The sequence below is a fragment of the Streptomyces sp. 1222.5 genome (assembly GCF_900105245.1).
In the GTDB taxonomy this organism is placed as follows: Bacteria; Actinomycetota; Actinomycetes; order Streptomycetales; family Streptomycetaceae; genus Streptomyces; species Streptomyces albidocamelliae.
In genome coordinates, this window is record NZ_FNSZ01000001.1 from 8,587,648 (window position 1) to 8,609,128 (window position 21,481).

The following is a 21,481-nucleotide window of genomic DNA, read 5'->3' on the forward strand; positions in this document are numbered from 1 at the left end:
GGCGGGCCGGGATCGAGACCGTGCGGGCTCACTGGCCCGGCACCGAGGACGGGTTCACCGCCCTCGCCCGTCTGGCCGGACTCCAGCGGGCCGCCGGGTCACGGCACTGGTGCAGCCGCCTGTGCCGATTTGGACGATCCGATTCCCGCGCCCCCTGACCGCCCGCCGGTCACCGGGCGCAGGCGTACGGCGGCGTCCAGGCCGGTGCCGGGGGCCGGGTGCAGGGTGATGTCGCCGCCGGAGGCGTGGACGAGGTGGCGGACGATGGGCAGGCCGAGGCCGGTTCCGTCGTGATGGGAGTCGGAGGAGCGCCAGAAGCGGTCGAAGGCGCGGGCGCGGTCTGCTTCGGGCATGCCCGGGCCTTGGTCGATGACGTGGAGTTCGGTGCCCGGGGCGCGGTGGAGGGCGATGGTGGTGCGGGGTGGGGAGACGCGTAGGGCATTGGCGACCAGGTTGTCGATGATCTGCTCCAGGGCGCCCGGGATCGCCCATACCCTGCCGGCCGTGCGGCCGGTGATGGCGAGAGCGACGTACTGCTCGGCGGCGAGCGGCTCCCACATGGCGGCCCGGTCGGCGATGACGGTGTCGAGGTCGACCGGTTCGGGCGTGGTGGCGCTGTTCTCCAGGCGGGCCAGGGCGAGCAGTCCCTGCACCATCCGGCTGAGGCGTTCCACCTCGCCGACGGCTTCTTCCAGGCTGCCGTGGGCGCGGGGGTCGAGGTGGGGCTCGAAATTCTCCAAGCGCAGACGGAGGGCGGTGAGCGGTGTCTTCAGCTGGTGGGAGGCTTCGGAGGCGAACGCCTGCTGAGCGTTGAGGAGTTGTTGCAGGCGGGTGGCCGTGTGGGTGAAGGAGACGGCGAGGCTGCGCAGTTCGGGCGGGCCGGTGGCGGTGTCCGGCGGGTTGGTGAGCCGGCCGTCGGCCAGCTGGGCGGTGGCGGCTTCCAGGGTGCGCAGGGGCCGGGTGATCCAGCGGGCGAGGGTGAAGGCGGCCAGCGCAACTGCGGCCAGGATGCAGGCGCCGGCCAGGGCGAGGGCGCCCCAGATGCGGTGGACGCGGGTGTGGACCTCGGCCATCGGGTGGGTCAGGCGCAGGGCACCGCGGACGGTGGTGCCGGAGGAGCCGGGCATCGTGGCCGACAGCACCTCGTCCCCGGTGACGACCGTCGGCTCGTTGCGCAGGGCGCGGGCGATGTCCGGCTGGGTGCTGATGCCGATGCCCGTCCGGCCCGAGGGGTCGGAGTCGGCCAGGACGATGCCCTGCCGGTCGGTGACGACGACGCGGCCGCCCGTGCGGGTGGCGTAGTCGCCCACGACGTCGGGCAGGGCGTCGAGGTTGCCCTCTTCGATGTTCTCCTCGGTGACCTCGGCGAGCATCGAGGCGTCGCGTTCGACGCTCTGGGAGGCGCGGGAGACTTCGGCGCGGGCGTAGATCCAGCCGAGGGGGATCTCCAGTCCGGCCAGGACGAGGATCGCCAGGCCGAGGTAGCTGAGCAGCAGGCGTCGGGTCATTCTGCCGTCTCGCCTTGCGCGTTGTCGCCGGGGACGGTGAGGCGGAAGCCGACACCGCGAGCCGTGGTGATCCATACCGGGTCGCCGAGTTTGCGGCGCAGGGCGGCGACATGGGCGTCGAGGGTTTTGGTGGGGCCGAAGAAGTGGGGGTCCCAGACCGTGTCCATGATCTGCTGCCGCGAGTGGACCGTGCCGGGGTCCTCGGCGAGGAAGGCGAGGAGGTCGAATTCGCGGGGGGTGAGAGGTATCTCCCGGCCGCCGAGGCGAACTTGCCGGGTGCGGCGGTTGATGTCCAGGGCGCCGAGCGGTTGTGGTCCGGGAGTCTCGGGGGCCGCCGGATGGGCCGGTGCGGGGTAGGTCAGCGCGCCGCTGGTGCGCCGGGTGACCGCGCGGATGCGGGCCACGAGCTCCCGTACGCCGAAGGGCTTGGCGAGGTAGTCGTCGGCGCCGAGTTCCAGGCCGACGATGCGGTCGGCTTCCTCTCCCCTCGCGGTGATCATGATGATGGGTACGGCGGAGCGGGCGCGCAGGCTGCGGCAGACGTCCAGGCCGTCCATGTCGGGCAGGCCGAGGTCGAGCAGGACCAGGTCCGGGGCGCCCTCGGTGCCGGCCAGTCCGGCGGCACCGGTGCGGGCGTGGTTCACGGTGAATCCGTAGCGCCCGAGCCCTTCGGTGAGGGGGCCGGCGATTCGGTCGTCGTCTTCGATGAGCAGGAGCCGCATGGCGCAAGGTTCGCACAGCTGTGCCAGGGGAGTTGTGGTGTTCACGGGAAGCCGCCTGGGGCCTGGGAGATGTAGGGGCGGGGAAGGGGTCCACCCGGCCGATCGGCGCCGCGGGAGTGTGATCGGCCGGGCGGCGGGAGCGGGACAGTGACGACGTCGGCTCTGGGGAGTCAGTCGTCGGCGTGGTCCGCGTCCTCGCGTCCCCGTTCCTTCTCTCCCTGGTCGTCGTCAGCGCGGTCGTCGGTGACGGGCGGTACGACCGTCTGCGTCGGTGGGGTCACCGCGTTCGCTCCACCACCGGGCGGTTCGGCGGGGAGCGTCGCGTTCGGCGGGAGGGTTTGTGTGCCTGGCGACTTGGGAGTCGAGACCGGGGCGTTGCCGCCCGGGTCCTGGGCGGAGGTGACAGTGTCGCTGATGGTGGACAGGGCGATGCCGAAGCCACCGAGAAGGACGAGCGCGGCGACGGCCCCGAGGTCCGACCGGTGCCGGGTGGCCATGTGCTGCCGCCCGCTGTGGTTCCTCGCCCGGGTGGGCAGACGCGCGCCGGTCTCGGTCCTCAGCTGCGACTCGGCAGCCGCTGTCGTGCCGGGGCCGGCCGCGCTGTCGTCCGAGGACCAGGCGTGGGCGGGGGAAGGCGATGGGTAGTCGAAGGCTTCCTCCGCCAAGCGGTCCCCTTGGCCTCCCCGTGGGGAGTCAGGGATCGCAGGCCCCAGGACCGCTGTCACCTCGGAGTCCGACAGTGACAGGGTGGTCTTCTCGTGCTTGCTCGGCACCTGCTGCCCCCTTCCGGCCGGCCGGCCCCTGGTTTCAGCCGTCCTTCTCGGTCTCCTCGGTGCCTTCCTGCTTGGTGTCGGTGACCTTGAAGGACTTGTCCAGGTACACCTCGACCGAGGTGCCGTCCTCCTTCTTCACCTCCACCGCGTACATGCCGGGCTTCTCCGCGTCCTCCTCGGACTTAAGCACTGTGCCCGGGTAGGCGGCGAGTGCGGCGGCCTCGGCCTTCTGCTTGATGTCGCCCGTGAGCGGCGGCTCCTTCTTGTCGTCGGTGTCCCCGGCGGCCTCGCCCGCCGCATCGGCACCGCCCGTGCTCTGTGCGGCCTGCTGGGTGTCCGACTTGGAACTGCCGGAGTCGGAGCCGGAGTCGGAAGAACCGCCACCGCAGGCGGCGAGGGAGAACATCAGCACGGCTGCGGGAGCGGCGAGGAGGGCACGGCGAGGCAGGGAACGCATGAACGGTCTCCAGGTGTCAGGGACTCGGTGATCCGGGAGCCGGACCACCGGGGGACGGCAACGACGCTAGGAAGACGCTGTAAAGAGCCGGCCCAGCAAACGACGAGCACGAGCCCAGCAGATCTCCAAAGTTTCGCCACCAATGCCAGGAGAGGGATCTGCCGTGGCCCATGCCGGTGGCTGAGCGCGCCGCCGTTCAGTGCGCGCCGGGCAGTCTGACCTCGAAGACCGCTCCGCCGCCGGCGGCGTCCTTCATGTCCGGCGTTTCATGTCCAGCGTTTCACCATGGAGCCGGACGACATCGCGGGCGATGGCCGGACCGAGGCCGGTCCCGCCGTCGTCGCGGCTGCGCGCCTCGTCCAGGCGGACGGATCGTTCGAAGATCCGCTCGCGATCTTGTGGGGCGACGCCGTGGCCGTCGTCTGCGACGCCAAGGATCACCGCGTCCGCGGTTCCGCGTACGTTCACGGTGATGCCGGTGGCGGCGGGCCAGCTGCCCGAACACCAGCAGAGTGCTGCGGACGAGGCACTCGCGCAGCGGACCAGGTAAAGAGCAGAGTCGAGCCGGAAGCGTAAGGGTGCGTGCTTACCCGGTAAGCACTCCTGCGACGCTCGCTCCCAAAAGCCCGGACGGCGGGCTCGCCTCCGTTGCCGGCGGGCACGAGCACGCCGGCGAGGGCCGCACGTCGGTTGCGGCGCCTGCGGCGACTCCATACAGCCGATTCTCCACCGGTACACGGAAGGCCGTGGGGAATGATGGTGGTCCTGTCGACCCTTCGCGGCGGTCGCCCGGACGGCACGGCCGGTAGACCGGCATAGCTCAAGGTTGCGAGGGTACTCCGCGTGTCGTCGGCTCATATCGGGCTGGCGACGCACGGGGGATGATGGGGAGGAAGCTTCATGGCGACAATGACTGCTGCCGGTACCGACACGCGGATGGGGAGTCTGCCGGAGGTTGCCGATCCTTCCCGGGTGGCCCCGAAGGATGCTCGTGGGTTGTCGCGGCTGTTCTTCGACCGGCTGGCGGTTCTGGAGGAGGGTACGCCCGAGTACAGCGATGCCCGCAACACACTGATCGAGATGAACATGTCCCTGGTCCGCTACGCGGCCGGCCGGTTCCGCAGTCGGGGCGCGGAGGAGATGGAGGACATCGTCCAGGTCGGCATGGTCGGTCTGATCAAGGCGATCGACCGGTTCGAGCTGACCCGGGAAGTGGAGTTCACCTCGTTCGCCATCCCCTACATCGTGGGTGAGATCAAGCGGTTCTTCCGCGACACGACCTGGGCGGTGCACGTGCCGCGCCGACTGCAGGAGGCCCGCGTCCAGCTCGCCCGCGCCGGTGAAGAGCTGCGCAGCCGGCTCGGAAGGACGCCGACGGACAAGGAGCTGGCGGAGCTGATGAGCCTGTCCGAGGACGAGGTGCGCGAAGCCCGCCTCGCCTCCAACGGCTACAACTCCACCTCCCTCGACGCCGCATTGAGCAGCAGCGAGGACGGTGAGACGGCGCTCGCGGACTTCATCGGCACCGACGACCCCGCCCTGGAACTCGTCGAGGACTTCCATGCCCTGGCCCCGATGATCGCCGCGCTCGACGAACGCGATCGGAGGATCATCCACATGCGGTTCGTCGACGAGCTCACCCAGGCCCAGATCGGCGAGCATCTCGGCGTCTCCCAGATGCACGTCTCCCGTCTCCTGTCCCGCTGCCTGGCACGCCTGCGCGAGGGCATGCTGACCACTCGCTGACATGTCCGCGGGCGCCCGCATGCCGTCGGGAAGGGCGGCAGCAGCCCCTCACAAACGGCTGCCGGCAGGCGGCCCGGGTAGAGCCCGATACCCCCGGGCGTGCGCGTGGCCGTCTGCCGGCGGAGGCCCGCTACCGTTGCAGCGAGGGTGCCCGTGGTGAAGGAGCGCGAGGAATGCCCGTGAGATTCCCGGGCGGGGTGCGCGAGGACGGCCTGTCGGCAGCGCTGTCGGATCCTGTGCGTCTGGCGGCGGTGGCCGCGACCGGACTGCTCGATACGGGACCGGAGCCGGAGTTCCACAGCCTGGCACAGGTGGCGGCGAACGTGACGGGCTGGCGGGTACCGGCGCGCGTCAGAACCGATCTCGGAGAGCTTCTGCTACTTCCTCGTCGGCCTGGCGGGTGAGCGCTTCACGGTCCAGGACGCGGCCGTCGACCAGCGCACCCGGATCACCCGTCGGTCGGCCCGATGAAGATCGGCGCGTGGGCGGCTGTCCGGTCCTCGGCCCGGACGGCGAGGTGCTGGACAGCATGTGCGTGATCGGCGAGAACCCGCGCACCTGGCAGGCGGACGAACTTGCCGTGCTGGAGACGATGGCCCGCTCGGCCGGCAACGAAATCAATCTGCGCACCTCGCCGGCCGCTTCACAAGAGGCTCTGGCGGCATCCATGGAGCTCGCCCGCAGTCTGCAGGACAGCCTGCTGCCGCCCGTCCTACGGCCGATCCCCGGTCTGGACAGCGGCAGCCTCCTACCTTCCCGCAGCCGGCGGCACGGAGGTCGTCGGTGCTTCTCTACGACCTCTTCCAATCGAAGGGGCCGTGGTGGTGCACCGTGATGGGCGACGTGTGCGGCAAGGGCACCGAAGCGGCGGCGAAGGTCACCGCGCCGGCCCGCTACACCCTGCGCATGCGGGCCAGTCGTGCCCGCAGCCGTCAGAAAGCGCGGATCGCCGAGCTCATCGAGGCAACCCGCCGCGGAACGCATACGGCCCCCGACGGATCGGTGCTGCAGACGGTGGCGGCCCACCGCGACACCTCTGGCCACCCCTCGATCCCCATACAGCAGCAGTCGAGGTTCTGAACGTCATCCGCCCGACCGTGACGGTCACCTGGTTCCTGACCTTCGCAGCGCACGCCCTCCACCGGCGGCCCGAACACCGCAAACAGCTCGCCGACGGTGACGCCTCCTACGCTCGCGCCTACGGCCACGAGGTCCGCCGGTCCTACCCGTTCGCGCCGTTCGTCGGCGGCCTCGCCGCAACTGATCTGCACTGGGACGGTCAGGACATCCCCGCGGGCAGCATGGTCCTGCTCGACCTGTACGGACAAAACCACGACCCGCGTCTATGGCCCGACCCGTACGCCTTCGACCCCAGCCGCTTCCTGGACCGGGAGCCCGACCGCGACACCCTGGTGCCGCAAGGAGGGGGCGACCCCGCGGCCCACCACCGCTGCCCCGGCGAGGACGTCACCCTGACCGTCCTCGAAACCCTCGCCTCCCCGCCTGGCCACACTGCGCGGCGGCCGCCGGCCGTTTGGGGTCACCTGGTCGGCGGGGGACAGGTGGCCGGTGGTTCTGCCGCCCAGGTGATGACGGCTTCGGCGACGGTGTGCAGTTTGGTGGTGGAGAGCCGGGAGGCCGTGCGCAGCACGGTGAATCCGGTGTCGGGGGTGAGCTGGTGGAGGCAGATCAGGACGCGTCGCGGGGGTTCTCAGGCGGTGGACCGAAGTTCGGCGGCTACTTCCTGCCTGCCCCTGGGGACACCGAACACCCGTGCCACGCCCCGTAGTTGCTGCAAGCGGCTCTGACCCGGCGTTCGCTGACGCGGCACCGCGCCCGCCGGTTGTGTCAGGCGGCGAGGGCGTCGGTGAGGCTGGGGTAGCAAGGGATGACGCTGTCGACGCCGACGAGCTCCAGGGTGCGCATGACGGAGTTCTGCGCGCCGGCCAGGCGCAGCCAGCCTGCGGGGGTGAGGTCGCGGTGAGCGGTGAGCAGGACGTTGATGCCGCTGGAGTCCATGAAGGTCACGTCTCGCATGTCGATGACCACGCGGGGCGGCGAGCCGAGTTCGCCGAGGTCCAAGGCCTGGATCAGGGGGCCGGCGCTGTTGTGGTCGATCTCGCCGGACACGGCCACGACGGTGGTGCCGTCGGTGGTGGTGGAGGTGACCGTCAGCGGTTCCGGCTGGTACACGTTCTCGGTCTCCACGACAAAGTCCTCAGCATTCTCGACAACACTACGACCTGGCATTTTGCCCGAAGCGATGCCCGGCATCGTACGAGAGGATGCTGCTGTGTGGCATACGCAACAGTACGTTCACAGCTGGATTGCCCGAGCCGATCACGGGTATCCGTGTGTGAATATATGCGGCAGTGGAGGCGGCAACGGATGGAACGAGTCTTGTTGGGCGAGGAGAGCATGACGCCCCACTCACATGAGGCCCCTCTGGGCGCCGCGGTGGCTCTGGACGGGCAGGGCGCCTGCATCGCCGAGGCTCGCCACCTGGCCGCCGGCTTCCTGACCCGTATGCGCGTCGAGCACGAGATCGCCGTTTCCGAGCGCGCGGTGGAGGTGACGCAGCTGGTGGTGAGCGAGCTGGTCACCAACGCGCAGAAGTACGCCGCCGGCCCGATCCTGCTGGACCTGCGGATCGCCGGGGACCTGGTGGAGGTCCAGGTCTGGGACTCCGACCCGGTCCTGCCGGTAGCGCGCGCCGCCGACGCGGGGCGGGTGGGTCAGCACGGCCTGGAGATCGTCATGGCTCTCTGCCAGAGTTTCGAAGCCATGCGGGAGCCGGTCGGCAAACGCCTCACCGCCCGCCTGGCCCTGACAGACGACCCGTTCCGCGACGGCACCCGGTAGGTGTCCGCATCGCCCGCAAGGGCGTCGAGTCATCGCAACGGCTCGGACGGCGCCGGTGGGTGATCGAGAGGACGATGTCCTGGCTGACCGCCTACCGCCGACTCAGCCACCGCTACGAACGCCGTCCCGGCTTCGGGGATGTAGGGCAGCGGAGGTAGGCGCACAGGACGTCGATGCAGGTCTGTCGTAGTTCGCGGGTGGGGCGTCGTCGGCGAGTTCGGCCAGTGCGTGTACGCCGCCGAGGCGGATGGCCGCGGATTCCTCACAGAGCTGGGAGACGGCGGTGGTGAAGCGCTCGGTGTGCCGGCGGGTGGCGTCGCGCAGGGCGCAGTCCTCGTCGACGCGGTGGCTGCGGTAGGCCACGCAGGTGCGCGAACCTCCACCCTCTGACGGACGCCTCACCGGGCCGGGGCGCCACAAGCCCCCCGGCCTCCGCGGCTGCGACCCGCCGGCCCGCGTCGTATGGTCAGGCCTGGTCGCGGTCAATCCCCGCCACCTGCTGGCGCACCTCCTCGGCCTCCCGCGTGCGGTGGAGCAACTCCAGCACACGCGCCCACTGTTCGAGCACCTGTCGTAGCGAGGGGGTGAACGCCTCGGGGTGCGCCTCGGCGAGCCGGGTGAACAGCGCGGCCGCTTCGATCGCCGCCGACAGGCTCCCGGGCAGGTCCTGCTGCTCCTCCTCGCGCAGCCGTGCCAGCAGCATGAGGGAGTGGGCCAGGACATGCGTGTACACGACAGATCCGTCCGCGACCACGCGCCGGTTGTGCTCCAGCGCCGTGTCCGCCGCCGACAGTGCCTCCCCGGTTCTGCCCGCCCGTAGCAGTGCATCCGCGCGGTTGGTCAGCGCCCAGCCCCTGGCAGGGGCGTCATCGGCGCGTTCGAAGGCCGTGGCGGCCCGCGCGTAGTCGGCGGCGGCCTCGTCCGGGAGGTCCGCCGCTTCCAGGGCGGCAGCCGAACTCAGCAGGGACATGCCTTCATGGCTGTGGTCGCCCGACGCGCGGCAGAGCACGGCCGCCCGGGAGAAGGCGGTGACAGCCTCCTCGGCCCTGTCGAGCGCCACCAGTACCTCCCCGAGGGCCTGGGACGCCTGAGCCTCATAGCCGTCGGCCCGGAAACCCTGGAAGATCCGGGCGGCTCGGGTGAGGATGCCGACGGCCTCAGCGCTGCGGTCCGTCTGCCGCAGCGCATTGCCGAGGTTGATCAGGGCAGAGGCTTCGCCGTACCGGTCGCCGACTGTCGGGAACAGCTCGGCGGCCCGGGTAAGGGCGTAGACGGCCTCCTTCGTCCTCCCCGTCAAGTGCAAGGTGGCGCCCAGGTTGTTCAGAGCCCCGGCTTCGCGCTGCGGGTCGTCGAGGCGCGCGTGGATCTTGACGGCGCGGCTGTGGACCGCGATGGCCTCGTCGTATTTGCCCACGTGCTGGAGGGCTCCCCCGAGGCTGCTCAAGGCCGCCCCCTCCTCGCTCCGGTCGCGGATCCGGCGAAAGGTCTTGGCGGCCCGGGTATGGGCCTTGATGGCCTCGTCGTCCCGGCCCGCTTCCCCCAGCGCCGCGCCGAGGTTGCCCTCGACCGAGGCCGTCAGGTGCAGCTTTTCGGGGATGAGGGCGAGCAACCTCTTGGCCTCCATGTAGGTGGTGACGGCCTCTTCCGCCCGTCCCGCCCCGCTCAGCGCGATACCGACGTGGTTCAGCGCGAGCGCCTCCTGACCCCGGTCCTTCAGTTGCCGGAAGATCGCGGCGGCCTCGGTGTGCGCGGCGACGGCCTCCTCGAACCGACGCAGGTGGCGCAGGCCGAGCCCGAGGTTGTCGACCATGGTGCCTTCGACCGCGCGATCGCCGTCTTCGCGGCTGATGTCGCGGGCAGCGGTGCTCAGGGTGATCAAGTCGTCGAAGTGGCGGCGGTGTTCGAGGTAGCGGGCAAGAGAGCAGGCCAGCGCCTTCGCCACGCCGGGATGGCCGAGCCGCGGGGCGGCTGTAGCAGCGGCCACCAAGTTCGTCTGTTCGGCGTCCAGCCATTCCAGGGCCTGGCGACGCCCGTCGAAGCGGGGCGACTTGTAGCCCGCGATGGCAATCAAGTGGGTGTCCGCCGCAACGGAGTTCGTCAGGTAGTGCTCAAGCAGCCGGGTGAGGGCGGCATCCCGCTGGTCGCCGTCCGAGTGCGCCTCGCCCTGCTCCTCGGCGTACAGGCGGATGAGATCGTGCATCGACCAGCGGCCGCGCGATTCTGTCACCAGGTGGGCGCGGGACAGGTCGGCCAGCAGCCGCTGGGTGCCGGGCTCGCCGAGCAGGGCCTCGGCTGCGGCGGTCGAGACGTTCGGCCCCGGAGCGACGGACAGCAGGCGGAACGCGAGTGCCTGAGACTGCGTCAGGTGACGGTAGGACAGATCGAAAGAGGCCCGCACCGCCATGGGACGGCTCTCCGCGTCGGTCTCCTCGATCGCGATCAGGCTCAGCCGGTTCCTCGCGTCAGTCAACTCCTGTACCTGGCTTGCCAGGCTCCGGTCCGGTTCACTGCGTAGCAGGGCGGCGACGATCTCCAGCGCCAGGGGAAGGTACCCGCACAGTTTTGCCAGGCGCTCTGCTGCCTCGGGCTCGGCGGAGACCCGCTCGTCGCGGGTGCCGTCGGCGCACAGAACCTGCTGGACGAGGTCCACGGCCTCGCGGGGGGTGAGGGGCGCCAGATCCACACGGTGGCCCCGCAACGCGGCCAGGGACTGCCGCGAGGTCACCAAGCCGCGGTGCGGAGGCTGCGGAAGGAGCGCGGAGACCTGTCCCACGCTGCGCACATTGTCCAGGACCACGAGCAAGGGGCGGCCTTCGGCCGTCAGACGGTCGAGAGCGATCCGCCATGTGTCCAGCTTGCCCTGGGTGGTCACTGGGATGTCCGCTCTTCTGACGCCCAGGGCGCCCAGGAACTGGTCCGCGACCTCGCCCGGTGTCCGCTCCTGCTGGGGGCTGTAGCCGTACAGGTCGGCGAAGAGGACGCCGCCGGTGAACCAGCCGCGTGCCCGGTGGGCGGCCTGCAGGGCGAGGGCGGTCTTGCCGACGGCCTCGACGATCGGGGCTCGTCCGGCGCGCCCTGTTCAGCGGCGGCCTGGCGGCGCAGTTCCAGTAAATCGTCCCGGTCAAGACCCAGATTGCTGGCGATGGCGGCGACGGTCCGCGCTGACGGAACCTTCGGCTGGTTGAGGGCATTGCTCACCGTCGTGCGCCCCACCTTGATCCGTCTGGCCAACTGTGTCGTGCTCAGTCCGGACTTCGCGAGACCATCCGCGAGGCGTGCCTGGAGTGTGGCCAGCGCCGTCCGTGGCTCACCCGTTTCACCCCGGTCTTCCGACTTGTCACCCAATTCGTCCCCCCGGTCTGCGTGCACGCCGCTGTTCAGCAATGTTCATCTTCGTCGCGCTGAACCATGCCAAACACCGAATCCGGGACCTTCGAGGAGTCCAATTCCGACGCCCTTGGGAGCGTGAAGTGTCCGATCTCGCCGCTGTGTTGTTCACCATCGCCTTCGTACTGATCGCCGCGTTCCTTGCTGCGGCGGTCGCTGGCAAGATCGCCCGTCTCGACGGCGCGACCTACCCCGCCGCCCTGCTACGCGCGGCGACCGCCTTCGCCGCCGTGCTCACCCTCGCCACCGCCGTCACCACGGCCCTTGCCGACATCCTCGGGTGACCGGCGAGGAGCGGACCGTGCCCGGAGAATGGCGTAACCCGACTCCACCACGCCGCTCCCCGGCCCCCGCTCCTCCTGCTCACCGGCGCCGGAACCAGCACTGGTACCGGCGATGATGCGCCCGTCTGCGTCCCGCCGGACGTGTACCTTCCGCGCCCGCGGGGCAGGGCCCGGCCGGGAGCTGCTCGGTGAATTGCTCGGAGTGGGAGCGCAGGCCCGGGAGGACGGCGATGAGGCCCGCGCAGGTGCTCTGCCTTGCGGCTGAGCATGGTGCAGGCCGGGGACTGAAGCGAACGACGGTCGTCGCGGCGGGCGGCGCGCCGCCGGGGCGTCGCGGAGCGGGCGGTGCGTCGGCGGACGGCGGCCAGAGCGGCTGCCACGTACAGCCCTTCGCGGGCGGCGATGGCTTCCGCGGTGTCGGCCGGTGCGCCGGTGTCGGCAGCGGCCAGGCAGTCGTAGGCGGCCCGCAGCGCGGGGTCGGTTAACCGAGGACGGGCCATGGGGGAGCTCCTCAAGGGGTGTGGGCATGCCGAAGGCCCCGGTACCGAGGGGCACCAGGGCCTTCGGGGAATGCCGCTGCAGCGGTGAGGTGGACAGTTCGTGCGCGCTGCTTTCAGCGGAGCAAGCAGGAGGTGAGCGGACGGTCGGCGGCGTCGGGGTCTTGGTCGCGGAGCCGGGTCTACTCGGCCGCCGCCTCCAGGGTGGCGCGCCAGAGCGGGCTGTCGACGTAGTGGTTGTCGTACAGCTCGGAGGAGTCCTTGATCTCCTGGGGGCTCGCCTCGCCGCGCATGACGCGGCCGAGCAGGCGCAGGTAGTCGAAGCGCGGCATGCCGGGCGTGAAGGTGAACAGCACGTCGGCCGTGGAGCCGGGGGCCGCGGCGAAGGCGTGCGGGGTGTGCGGCGGGACAAGCAGGAAGTCGCCCTCGTTCAGCGTCGTCACCTCGTCGTCCACCAAGACCTGGAGCGCGCCGCCTATCACGAAGAACAGCTCCGAGGCCCGCGTGTGGAAGTGCGCCGGGGCCCCGACCGCGCCCTTCGCGAACGTCGAACGGTAGCTGGTGATCGGGCTGCCGTCGGTGCCGCAGTCGGCCAGCAGCGTCATCGTGCTGCTCGGGTCACTGGTCGTCTCCGCCTCGCCGGCACGGGTCAGGACGGGCTTCAGCGTGTTGGTGCTCATGGTGGTATCTCCCCTGGTCAGCGGCCGTTCCGGTGTTCCCTCCCGGCCTTGTGTTCACAACTCTATGACGGGAAAAGACCCATGAACTGGTTCATTTCTGATGAGTAATCATGGGTCAATTGGCCGATGCCGGAGGGGCCCTGGCCGTCGGAATGGGCTCCCTCACGTGGCCGCGACCTGCTCCTGGTTCGCAACCAGGGGACGGACCTTGGTCAGCATGAGGCGCAGGAACTGCTCGGGGTGGCGGAAGGACGCGAAGTGGCTCGCGTCCTCGATCAGCGCGAACTCCTTGTGCGGGGCCTGCACGTCGTCGAAGAACCGCTTGGCCCGCTCGGTGGGGGTGAGGACGTCCCGGTCGCCCTGGAAGATGAAGAACGGCATGTCGAAGGCAGTGCCGTCGGCCCAGTCGTCGAAGCCGGCAGTGGCGGGGAGGACCTGCTCGGAGAGTCTCATGCCCTTGCCGAGGGCGCCGAGCTCGGCGAGCGAGTGCAACGGGGAGAACCAGAGCGACTTCATGACCACGGACTTGATGGTGGAGAAGGTCAGTGGGTCGCTGGTGGCCGCGATCTTGGCGTAGGCGCCGAACTGCTCGGCGGTCCAGGTCCGCGTGTCGGCGCCCGCCTCCTCGAGGGCGGCGAGTTCCTTGCGCTTGCCGGCGGTGTGCAGCCGGCCGAGCAGCGCGCGGTGGGCGGTGTCGTCGCGGCCGGCGTCGTGGATGTTCTGGTCGGTGCCGACGTAGGCGGAGTACAGGTCGGGGTATTGGCGGGCCAGGCGCAGTCCGAAGGTGCTGCCGAAGGAGTTGGCCACCAGGACGACCCGGTCGACGCCCAGCCTGGCGCGCACGTGGTGGGTGACCTCGACGGCGTCCTCGTACATCCGGGCGAAGCTCAGCTCGCCCTGGCGGTCGGCTCCGGAGCGGCGAAGGGTCTTTCCGGTGCCGCGCATGTCCCAGCGGACGATGGTGAAGTGCTTCTCCCAGACTCGGGTCCGCGGTCCGTAGATGGCGTTGGAGGCGCCGGGTCCACCATGGATCTCCAGCACGACCGGGTTGTCGTGGGCCTCGCCGCGGACCGAGATCCACTGCTCGATTCCCCCGATGCGCACGAACCCCTGCTCGTCGATGCCGCTGGGCGTGTCGATCCGCATCAGCCGTGCGCCCGCGGCCTGCTTGAGCCGGCGGTGGCCGAGGGTCCCGGCGACGGGCGCGGCGAGAGCGGTGGCGGATGCGATGAGAACGGCGCTGATCACGGTTACTCCCCGAAACTGTGTATCGAATACGCAATTGAGTGTATGTTATACACAGTTACGGCGGAGCGTCAATCATCAGCCCGAACAGACCGAGGAGGGCATGGCTGTGAGCAAGGCGAGCAGGGAGAAGAAGCGCGACCCGAAGGCGAGCCTGGCGCTGCTGTGGGGAGAGCAGGAGCAGCCGCGGCGCGGCCCGAAGCCCTCGCTGACCGCCGATCGCATCGTCGCCGGTGCCATCGCGATCGCCGACGCGGAAAGCCTGGACGCGGTCTCCATGCAGCGCGTCGCCGCCGACCTGGGCGTCACCACCATGGCGCTGTACCGGTACTTCCCCGGCAAGGCCGAACTGACCGACCTGATGGTCGACTCCGCCCTCGGCGTCCCCTCCGAGGCCGTCGCCGAGGCGCACGGCTGGCGCGCAGGGCTCACCGAGTGGGCCCGTCAGTGCTGGGCGCTCTACCGCCGCCACCCCTGGATCCTGACCGCCACCGCCATGCGCCGACAGCTCATGGGTCCCAACCAGCTCGCTTGGCTCGACGCTGCGCTGGACGCCCTCGCCCCGGCCGGGCTCACGGCCGCTCAGCAGCACGACACCGTCCTGCTGATCATCGGCCACATCCGCAGCCTCGCCCAGCAGCTCGTCCACGCGGACGAGGAAGGCAGCGAGGAGTGGAACCGGCTCGCCGGCGAAGTACTGGAGCGCCACGGACACCGTTTCCCCGCGCTCGCCGCGGCCATCGCCGCCGGCGCCTTCGACCCCCACGGCGGCGACCCACTCGACTTCGGCCTCGACCGGATCCTCGACGGCATCGCCCACCTGATCGACCACCCCTGAACGGCGGGGCCGACACCTGCCGCCACCCCCCACCCGGGTCCTCAGCCGCGCCTGTTCCGCCGCCGATGAGGAGATCTGCCGATGCCCACCCCTGCGCACGTTCTCGCTGCGCCCGTCGACGAGGGCGGGGAGTTCGTCTTCGCGCACGCCTTCGACAGGGGGATCCGTGTCAGGATGCGGGGCCTGACCTGTCGCGTCGACGAACGGCCCCGCCGACTCCGTGGTGTCGTTGCCCCGCTGTACGGCGGAATCATCCGCGGCATGGAGCCCCTGCAGGACTTCGTGGCCGACTTCGTGGAGCACGCAGTCGACGACCCGCACAAGCCGCTGCCTCCGGGCCGCATCCGCGACACTCGGCCCGTGGTCGCACGGACCGGCTCCGACACCCTGTCCAGCCGCATGCACTTCTCCTACAGCGCCCTGTCGCCGCTGCCCACCGTCGGCCCGTGGGACGGCGCCGCGGCCGAGCTGCTCCTCAGCCAACGTCCGCTGCCAGCAGCACCGGCATATGGGGTTCTTCGCCACGGGCCTGCCGGAGCTCCCCGCCGGCGCCGCGCCGGACACCTGCCCGCGGCCGTCATCAGCCGGGAGCGGGCCGAACACATCGCCGCGTACCTGCAAGCTCGGGCGGGCCAGGTCCTCCACCGCCTGGGGCAGGCTGCGCGGCGGTAAGGGGGTGTGTGCGCGAAGGCGGCGGTGCAGCTGCACCTACCAGCGCCTGATGCCGCTGGAGAAGGGGATGGCGGGCGAATGGCGGACTGTCGGCGGTGGACAAGTGGGGTGGGCTGCCGTGCGCCTGCCCAGAGCGCGGCGGAACATCCCGGCCGCCCACGGGCCTGCCTCTCGACGGGGTGTCGCGCCGTGCACAGGAGGCTGTCGTGTGGCTTGTACCCGCCTGCTGCCAGCCCCTTTTCTGGTCAGGGGACGCCGATTTCGGTGTAGTCACCGTCGTTGCGGCTGTGCTGCGTGGGCGGGTTGGCTGCGGGGGTGGTGAGGTGGTCCAGGACATTGGTGATGTGGAGCATGCGGTCGAGGAAGCCCGGCCGGCAGTCCAGGTGGAGGGTGGCACCGGTGGTGCTGGTGCGGCGGTGGATCATCAGCAGGGCGGAGAGGCCTGAGGAGTCGATGGCGGTCAGCTCCCCGAAATCGAGATGCACGTCGCGCAGCGCAAGATCGTGGGTGAGCTGGGTGGTTACCGCGTCGAGCAATTCGTCGCTGGTGTCGTAGTCGAGGTCGCCTGTGAGCCGCACGGTCAGGACGGGCGGTGCGCAGTGCACGGTGGCGGTGAATTCGGTGGAGGGCAGGTTGCTCATGCGTGTGTGGTGGGGCCGGGAGCGGGGCGGGTGACGTGCTCGGTCAGCGCGGTTGTGCCCTGCTGGATGAGCGCCAGGGCGCGCGGGAAGTCGCGAAGCTGCTCCGCGAGGAGGCCGAGCCCGGTGATGAGGGAGTGGGCGGGCACGTTGCGCGCTTCGAGGATTCCCGCTGTCCACGTCAGAAAGCTGCTGAATATCTCCGCATCGTTGACGTAGAGGGCGGTGGCGAGGAAGTCGACTATGTGGGCGAGGTCCTCGGCGGTGTGCTCGCGCTGGGCATCCGTGTAGGAGCGCATCGCGGGGAAGCGGTTCTCGAGGTCGACGAGGGTCTGCTTGACCAGCTGGGAACGCGTCCGGACGACCAGGGTGTATTCCTGGTCGGCCAGGTGCGGCAGGTCGTCGACGACCTGACGGACGGCGGTCGCGCGGGGCCGGGAGATGCCCGCTTCCAGAGCGGTGGCCGCGCCCCGGGCGTCGGCCGCCCACTGATCGGTGCCCAGACAGCGGGCGTAGCGGCCGTCGAAGCCGAAGGCGCGCCCACCGGCCATGACAGGTACGCCTATGGCCTGGCAGGCGGTGATGGCCGCATGGGCGGCGGGCAAACGGGTTGAGATCGATCCCGACAACAGGACCGCGTCCGCGTTGGTCTGGTGCAGGTGAGCGATCAGGTGCGGGCTGGGTGTCTGGGCGCCCAGATAGTCGACCTGCCAGCCACGCAACCGCAGCGTCTCGCCGAGCAGCCGGGCAGGAAAGGTGTGCCACTCGCCGTCCACGCAGCTCACCGTCACCCGGCCGCGCCGCGAAGCGGCGCGCGGGCGATCGGGGCTGCGGTGGGAAAGGACGGCCATGGCGCGTTCGTTGATGGCGGTGGCCGCGTGCTCCTGGGCGACGGTGATGCGGTCGGCGGCCCACTCGGTGCCGACCTTCTCCTGGACCAGGGCGATGACGTCGAGGAGGAGAGCCTCGTCGCCGAGGCCGTCTGCCCGCGCGTCGCGCAGGACCTCGACGGCGAGGTACTCATCCCCTTCGGCCACCGCCTCCCACAGCAGGTCCTGCACCTTCGCCGGTATCACCCGTTAGTCCCTTCGCTTGTGCCGGCACGCCCGTCGACCACGGACAGGGTGCCTGTCCTGGGCGCACTGATCGCGACGACGGCCATGTCGTCGTGCCGGCCCGCTCCCAGCCACTGAGCGGCCAGCATCTGAACCCGTTCCACCACCGCTTCAGCGGGCATCCCCGCGCACCCGGCCAGAGCCCGCCTCAGTCGCTGCTCTTCGAACAGTTCATCGCCCAGCGGGCCGCCGCGGGCCTCGGTGATGCCGTCGGTGTACAGCAGGCACGTCTCGCCCGGGTTCAGCACCGCCGTCACAGTCCGGGCGGACACGTGCGGCAGGGCACCGACCAATGTGCCCCGAGTGGGTACCTCTTCCACGGTCCCGTCGGCGCGGACGATGAGCGGCGGCAGATGCCCGGCGCTGGTCAGCCGCAGATGAGCCTTGCCTGCGCGGCGGCGTACCGAGGCCAGGACGAGTGTGGCGAAGCGGGTGTGGTGGGAGGTGAGCAGGGCGCCGTTGAGCAGGTCGAGGAGGCGCTGGTGGTCGTCGGCCAGGGGGAGCAGGGCGTGCAGGGTGTTGCGGATCTTGCCGGTCAGCACGGCTGCGTCCAGGCCCTTTCCCGCGACGTCGCCGAGAACGACGACGGTCTCCTCGGAGGGAGCGCTGCCGGGGTGGACGTCGTAGAAATCACCGCCTACCCGTTCATGGTCCTTGGCCGCACGATAGCTGCCGGCGTAGTCGACGCCGTGCACCCGGCTCAGGCTGGGCGGCAGCAGCTCCTGCATCAACGTCGTGGTGATGACGGCCTGTTCGGCGTAGAGGCGGGCGGCCGACAATGCGGCGCCGGCCCGGGCGGCGAAGAGCCGGGCGAAGACCTCCTCGCCTTCGGTGAACACCTGCTCGGTGCTGGAGCGCAGGAGGATGAGGACGCCGGCGGGCACGCCGTGTCCGGGCAGAGGGGCGACGATCACGGAGCCGACCGGCCCGGCGAATCCCTCCGGGATGACCCAGTCGGGAATCGCGCGGGGGTCTATCCAACGGGCGGGCACCGGGGGGAAGCCCTGCAGGGCCTCGGTCAGGCCGGGCACGCTGCTCGGGTCGATCTGGTGAGTGGTCTGGGTGACCGGTCCGCCCCGGCGGGCGTAGGTGAGGGGGTAACGCCGCCCCTGGGCGGGAGCCACGAGGACGGCGGCCTCGGAGAGATGTTCCGCGGCCATGGAAGCGGCCACCTCCATGCAGCGTGGCACGTTCAATGTCGACAGCAGCGTCGACGAGGCCTCGGAGAGAATCGCGGATCGTTCCTGCGCACCTCGCAGGGCGGTTTCGGCCAGGCGGCGATCCGTGTAGTCGACCAGCCACCACACCACGTCACCGTCGGTGGAGGCGGTGGGATGCGCTTCGAAGAAGCGATCGCCGATGTGCCCGGCCAGAGGGCCGGCGTCGCCGTCGCGCAGTCCGTCGACGACGCACTGGTGTGCGTCGGTCAGCCAGGAAGGTGCTGCCTCGCGCAGCGCAGCGCCGTGTATCGCGTCTGGAAGGAGGGCCGAGGCGGCCTCGTTGAGGTGTACGAGGCCGCCATGTTGGTCGATGACCAGCACGGGATAGGGGGCATTACCCCACGTGGCACCGACTTTGTCGTCGGCGCTGCGCGGGCGGGCGGGCGAACCGCGGGAAGCACTCACAAGCGGAGGCACGCATCGTGCGTACCTCACCACCTTCCTCTTCCGGAAAATAGATGTCGTCCGGCAACCGTCCCGTACTCACCCCACCGATGCAAGCCGCCCCGAGAACCCTCATAGGGCCATCACATCTGGCGCACAAACTTAGCGTTACGGCCAACACCGGAACAGTGGGCGCAGCAGGGGCATTCCGAAGCCAACCTGGTCACCCATACCAGCGGACCATCGCTGAGATGTTCGCTTCGGCGAGGTGGAGGACCTTTGTGCTGCACGTCACTGCACGCACAGGCGACCACGTCACCGCGCGGCTGTCGGAAGACGTCGACCTCTGTTCGACACCCGGGCTGCGGGCAGTGGGCGACCGCATCATCGATGAGGGCTGTCGGCACCACACCCTGGACGCGCACGACACCCACCGTATGGACGACACCGGCATCACCCTGCTCATCACCTGGTACTCACGCCTGGAACCGCACGGCGGCACGCTGAGGGTGATTGAAGTCCAAGCCCCGTCCGCACTCTGCTCCTGCGGCTCGGCCTGGACACAGTCATGACCGTCACACCCCGCACCGCCACTCCGGGCCACCCCGGCGGCGGCTGACGACGCCAGCTCATCCAGCCGACGGCCGCATGAGGCCCGACTCCGCAACCAGACTGCGGGCGTCGGCACGATCGGTCTGATCAAGGCCATCGACCGGTTCGAGCTGACCCGAGAGGGTCGAGTTCACCTCGTTCGCCGTCCCCTGCCTCGTGGGCGAGATCAAGCGGATCTTCCGCGACACCACCTGGGCCGTGCATGTGCCGCGCCGACTGCAGGAGGCCCGCGTCCAACTCGCCCGCGCCGGTGAAGTGCTGCGGGCGGAGTATCTGGTGCATCTGCACTTCGAGTGCGTCGGCTACGCCGACGGGCCTGCCCGGCTGCCTGCGGCGCGGCCGGGCGACCTGGGTCGCGATGCCGCGAAGCTATGCGGGCTGTGGTGCGTGGGATAGGAGCGGGCCGGCGGGCAGTTCACGCAAAATCTGCGCGCAAGGGCGTCGGTGAGAGTCTGGGAGCTCCTCGGACGCGACGGCCCGAGGAGCCCTGGGGCTGTGTTCTCAACCCCATTGCAGGGTGGGTAACCGAGCGATGGGAGTTCATGCGCGGCTACAGGCTCGTCTGCCCGGGGTTCCGGCACCAGGGTGCAAGCGACGGCGGCACGGTCGTCGCCACACCGTGCCGCCTGGATTCGCTTGCGTACATGGGCGGGCGGCTGCTCAGCCGGTTCGGCCTGGGCCAGGGGGCCAAGCGGCGCGAGGCGGCCCGGGTCGAGAGTCGGCAGGCGGCGCACCGCGCGGTCCGCGCCTACTTCGCCGATGTCGGTGCCCGGGTGATCTACCACGGGGAGCGGCGCATCACGCCGCGATCCTGGATGCGGCTCGCCCTTGGTCGCGGAGGCGCTGTCCGCGCGGCGGATCTCGGCGGACGCGGCCCGGGACTCAGGTCTCCTCCGGTGCGCGGCCGGGGCGCTGTCGGATAGCCGCGAACCGGCCGCCGTCCTGGACGCCCTTACCTACTCGGGTAACACCGCGAACCTTGGCCCGGCCGCCAAGAAAGCGTCCAGCGTCCGGTTCTCCTATTCGGCGTGCTCATCGCACTCGGCTAATGAGGCGTGCAGGCTCCAACAGTGAGTCTTTGTAAGCGCTGGTCGTCGTCGGGCGAGTAGCGTCGATTCCCTCCTCGGTTTATCGGTCGAACCGGCTGAGATAGCCTGGGAACATGATGGAGGTGAGCCGAGGTAGAGTCGCTTTCGCCGACGCCGGTCGTCATCGGGCAGCGGCGTCGCCATGATCTGGGAAATGCTGGTCCTGGGTTTCGTACTCAGTCTCGACAATTTCCGAGTATCGATCGCGCTCGGTATGGTCCCATTCGGGTTGAAGCGCGCGATGCAGGTCGCGCTGACCTTCGGACTATGGGACGCCGTCATGCCCTTGGTCGGGCTGTTGATCGGTCACCAGATCGGGGAATCCGTAGGGGACGTCGCCGATGTGGTGGGCGCGGCCGCGCTCGGCGGGTACGGTCTCTACCTCGTCATCTCGTCCCTTCGGAACCCGGAGCCGGAGGAGTTGGACCACCCGTGGGCGTTGTTCGGCATTCCGTTGACGCTGAGCCTGGACAATTTGTTCGCCGGGGCGAGCCTGGGAGTTCTTGGTCTCTCGCCGTGGTTCTCGGCCGCCACCTTCGGCACGATGACGGCAGTGTTGTCGCTGGTCGGTCTGCAGCTCGGGCGGGCCGCGGCGCGCCTCATCCGGATCCGCTCGGACCTGCTGAGCGGAGTCACCTTGATCATCGCCGCTGCGGCGCTGCCGTTGTGGTTCGGCAACTGACCCGCTCCGCCGCGAGGCGGCAGGCCTGCGGGCAAGGGGGGCAACGGAAGGTCGCCGACTTGCGAGTCAGC

Annotated in this window: 23 protein-coding genes and 3 pseudogenes; 12 read left to right on the top strand and 14 right to left on the bottom strand. The window is 70.1% G+C overall.

Annotation, left to right across the window (positions count from 1 at the left end; translation table 11 throughout):
- Positions 1-98 precede the first annotated feature (98 nt).
- From BLW57_RS39145 to BLW57_RS42795, 5 genes are all read right to left on the bottom strand, one after another.
- Entirely contained in the window at positions 99-1,508 is a 1,410-nt protein-coding gene (locus tag BLW57_RS39145) for a sensor histidine kinase (protein ID WP_093480364.1), read from the bottom strand.
- Entirely contained in the window at positions 1,505-2,230 is a 726-nt protein-coding gene (locus BLW57_RS39150) for a response regulator transcription factor (protein WP_093480365.1), read from the bottom strand. Before BLW57_RS39150 ends, BLW57_RS39145 begins: the two co-directional genes overlap by 4 nt.
- A gap of 170 nt (positions 2,231-2,400) precedes the next feature.
- Positions 2,401-2,895: a hypothetical protein gene (locus BLW57_RS39155; protein ID WP_143051658.1), complete on the bottom strand. Its 495-nt coding sequence runs from the start codon at positions 2,893-2,895 to the stop codon at positions 2,401-2,403.
- Positions 2,896-3,037: 142 nt separating this feature from the next.
- A complete protein-coding gene (locus BLW57_RS39160) occupies positions 3,038-3,460 on the bottom strand; it encodes a hypothetical protein (RefSeq protein WP_093480367.1) in 423 nt (140 codons plus the stop codon).
- A gap of 252 nt (positions 3,461-3,712) precedes the next feature.
- On the bottom strand, positions 3,713-3,928 hold the full coding sequence (locus BLW57_RS42795; protein WP_306822910.1) for an ATP-binding protein: 216 nt from the start codon (positions 3,926-3,928) through the stop codon (positions 3,713-3,715).
- 432 nt (positions 3,929-4,360) lie between these two features.
- On the opposite strand from BLW57_RS42795, the gene BLW57_RS39170 reads away from it, so the two are divergent.
- From BLW57_RS39170 to BLW57_RS43230, 3 genes are all read left to right on the top strand, one after another.
- Entirely contained in the window at positions 4,361-5,206 is an 846-nt protein-coding gene (locus BLW57_RS39170; RefSeq protein WP_093480368.1) for an RNA polymerase sigma factor SigF, read from the top strand.
- 783 nt (positions 5,207-5,989) lie between these two features.
- Complete coding sequence (locus BLW57_RS43225; protein WP_371127837.1) at positions 5,990-6,286, top strand: hypothetical protein; 297 nt, start codon at positions 5,990-5,992, stop codon at positions 6,284-6,286.
- 17 nt (positions 6,287-6,303) lie between these two features.
- Positions 6,304-7,014 (top strand): cytochrome P450, encoded by a 711-nt coding sequence (locus BLW57_RS43230; RefSeq protein ID WP_371127838.1) that lies wholly within the window; start codon positions 6,304-6,306, stop codon positions 7,012-7,014.
- A 40-nt stretch (positions 7,015-7,054) separates the two neighbouring features.
- Here the strand turns inward: BLW57_RS43230 and BLW57_RS39185 are convergent, their stop codons facing one another.
- On the bottom strand, positions 7,055-7,414 hold the full coding sequence (locus BLW57_RS39185; RefSeq protein ID WP_256339767.1) for an STAS domain-containing protein: 360 nt from the start codon (positions 7,412-7,414) through the stop codon (positions 7,055-7,057).
- A gap of 210 nt (positions 7,415-7,624) precedes the next feature.
- Between BLW57_RS39185 and BLW57_RS39190 the strand changes: the two genes are divergently transcribed.
- Positions 7,625-8,068, top strand: a complete 444-nt coding sequence (locus tag BLW57_RS39190; protein ID WP_093480370.1) for an ATP-binding protein — start codon at positions 7,625-7,627, stop codon at positions 8,066-8,068.
- A gap of 2 nt (positions 8,069-8,070) precedes the next feature.
- A pseudogene (locus BLW57_RS41040) lies at positions 8,071-8,193 on the top strand (transposase); the annotation flags it as partial.
- A gap of 17 nt (positions 8,194-8,210) precedes the next feature.
- Here BLW57_RS41040 and BLW57_RS39195 read toward each other — a convergent pair.
- The 3 genes and pseudogenes from BLW57_RS39195 to BLW57_RS43235 form a co-directional block, all read right to left on the bottom strand.
- Positions 8,211-8,431: pseudogene (locus BLW57_RS39195) on the bottom strand (pentapeptide repeat-containing protein); the annotation flags it as partial.
- A gap of 103 nt (positions 8,432-8,534) precedes the next feature.
- Positions 8,535-10,940, bottom strand: a complete 2,406-nt coding sequence (locus BLW57_RS39200) for a tetratricopeptide repeat protein (RefSeq protein WP_093480371.1) — start codon at positions 10,938-10,940, stop codon at positions 8,535-8,537.
- Positions 10,937-11,437: a helix-turn-helix domain-containing protein gene (locus tag BLW57_RS43235; RefSeq protein WP_371127879.1), complete on the bottom strand. Its 501-nt coding sequence runs from the start codon at positions 11,435-11,437 to the stop codon at positions 10,937-10,939. Before BLW57_RS43235 ends, BLW57_RS39200 begins: the two co-directional genes overlap by 4 nt.
- Before the next feature lie 101 nt (positions 11,438-11,538).
- Here BLW57_RS43235 and BLW57_RS39210 point away from each other — a divergent pair, with 101 nt between their 5' ends.
- Entirely contained in the window at positions 11,539-11,739 is a 201-nt protein-coding gene (locus tag BLW57_RS39210; RefSeq protein WP_093480373.1) for a hypothetical protein, read from the top strand.
- Between the two features lie 679 nt (positions 11,740-12,418).
- Here BLW57_RS39210 and BLW57_RS39215 read toward each other — a convergent pair.
- Both BLW57_RS39215 and BLW57_RS39220 read right to left on the bottom strand, forming a co-directional pair.
- Positions 12,419-12,916 (bottom strand): cupin domain-containing protein, encoded by a 498-nt coding sequence (locus BLW57_RS39215; protein ID WP_093480374.1) that lies wholly within the window; start codon positions 12,914-12,916, stop codon positions 12,419-12,421.
- A gap of 162 nt (positions 12,917-13,078) precedes the next feature.
- Entirely contained in the window at positions 13,079-14,164 is a 1,086-nt protein-coding gene (locus tag BLW57_RS39220) for an alpha/beta fold hydrolase (RefSeq protein ID WP_093480375.1), read from the bottom strand.
- 100 nt (positions 14,165-14,264) lie between these two features.
- Between BLW57_RS39220 and BLW57_RS39225 the strand changes: the two genes are divergently transcribed.
- Together BLW57_RS39225 and BLW57_RS39230 are read left to right on the top strand one after the other, a co-directional pair.
- A complete protein-coding gene (locus BLW57_RS39225; RefSeq protein WP_093480376.1) occupies positions 14,265-14,999 on the top strand; it encodes a TetR/AcrR family transcriptional regulator in 735 nt (244 codons plus the stop codon).
- 81 nt (positions 15,000-15,080) lie between these two features.
- Positions 15,081-15,671 carry a hypothetical protein gene (locus BLW57_RS39230; RefSeq protein WP_093480377.1) on the top strand — a complete coding sequence of 197 codons (591 nt, stop codon included), beginning with the start codon at positions 15,081-15,083 and terminating at the stop codon, positions 15,669-15,671.
- Between the two features lie 245 nt (positions 15,672-15,916).
- Here BLW57_RS39230 and BLW57_RS39235 read toward each other — a convergent pair whose 3' ends face one another.
- Genes BLW57_RS39235 through BLW57_RS39245 form a run of 3 tightly spaced genes read right to left on the bottom strand, consistent with a single transcriptional unit; the run spans position 15,917 to position 19,049 of the window.
- The gene (locus tag BLW57_RS39235; protein ID WP_093480378.1) at positions 15,917-16,312 is read right to left on the bottom strand and encodes an STAS domain-containing protein; all 396 of its coding nucleotides are present in this window, start codon (positions 16,310-16,312) and stop codon (positions 15,917-15,919) included.
- On the bottom strand, positions 16,309-17,385 hold the full coding sequence (locus BLW57_RS39240) for a cobalamin B12-binding domain-containing protein (RefSeq protein ID WP_093480379.1): 1,077 nt from the start codon (positions 17,383-17,385) through the stop codon (positions 16,309-16,311). The genes BLW57_RS39235 and BLW57_RS39240 overlap by 4 nt, the downstream gene beginning before the upstream one ends.
- Positions 17,382-19,049, bottom strand: coding sequence for a PP2C family protein-serine/threonine phosphatase (locus tag BLW57_RS39245; protein WP_371127839.1), 1,668 nt, complete (start codon positions 19,047-19,049; stop codon positions 17,382-17,384). The genes BLW57_RS39240 and BLW57_RS39245 overlap by 4 nt, the downstream gene beginning before the upstream one ends.
- A 260-nt stretch (positions 19,050-19,309) precedes the next feature.
- Here BLW57_RS39245 and BLW57_RS39250 point away from each other — a divergent pair, with 260 nt between their 5' ends.
- The 4 genes and pseudogenes from BLW57_RS39250 (at position 19,310) to BLW57_RS39265 (ending at position 21,410) form a co-directional block, all read left to right on the top strand.
- A complete protein-coding gene (locus tag BLW57_RS39250) occupies positions 19,310-19,600 on the top strand; it encodes an STAS domain-containing protein (protein WP_101376904.1) in 291 nt (96 codons plus the stop codon).
- A gap of 105 nt (positions 19,601-19,705) precedes the next feature.
- Positions 19,706-19,907: pseudogene (locus BLW57_RS39255) on the top strand (sigma factor); the annotation flags it as partial.
- A 275-nt stretch (positions 19,908-20,182) separates the two neighbouring features.
- A complete protein-coding gene (locus BLW57_RS39260; RefSeq protein WP_093480382.1) occupies positions 20,183-20,563 on the top strand; it encodes a hypothetical protein in 381 nt (126 codons plus the stop codon).
- Between the two features lie 307 nt (positions 20,564-20,870).
- Positions 20,871-21,410 carry a manganese efflux pump MntP gene (locus BLW57_RS39265; protein ID WP_093480383.1) on the top strand — a complete coding sequence of 180 codons (540 nt, stop codon included), beginning with the start codon at positions 20,871-20,873 and terminating at the stop codon, positions 21,408-21,410.
- Positions 21,411-21,481: the final 71 nt, after the last annotated feature.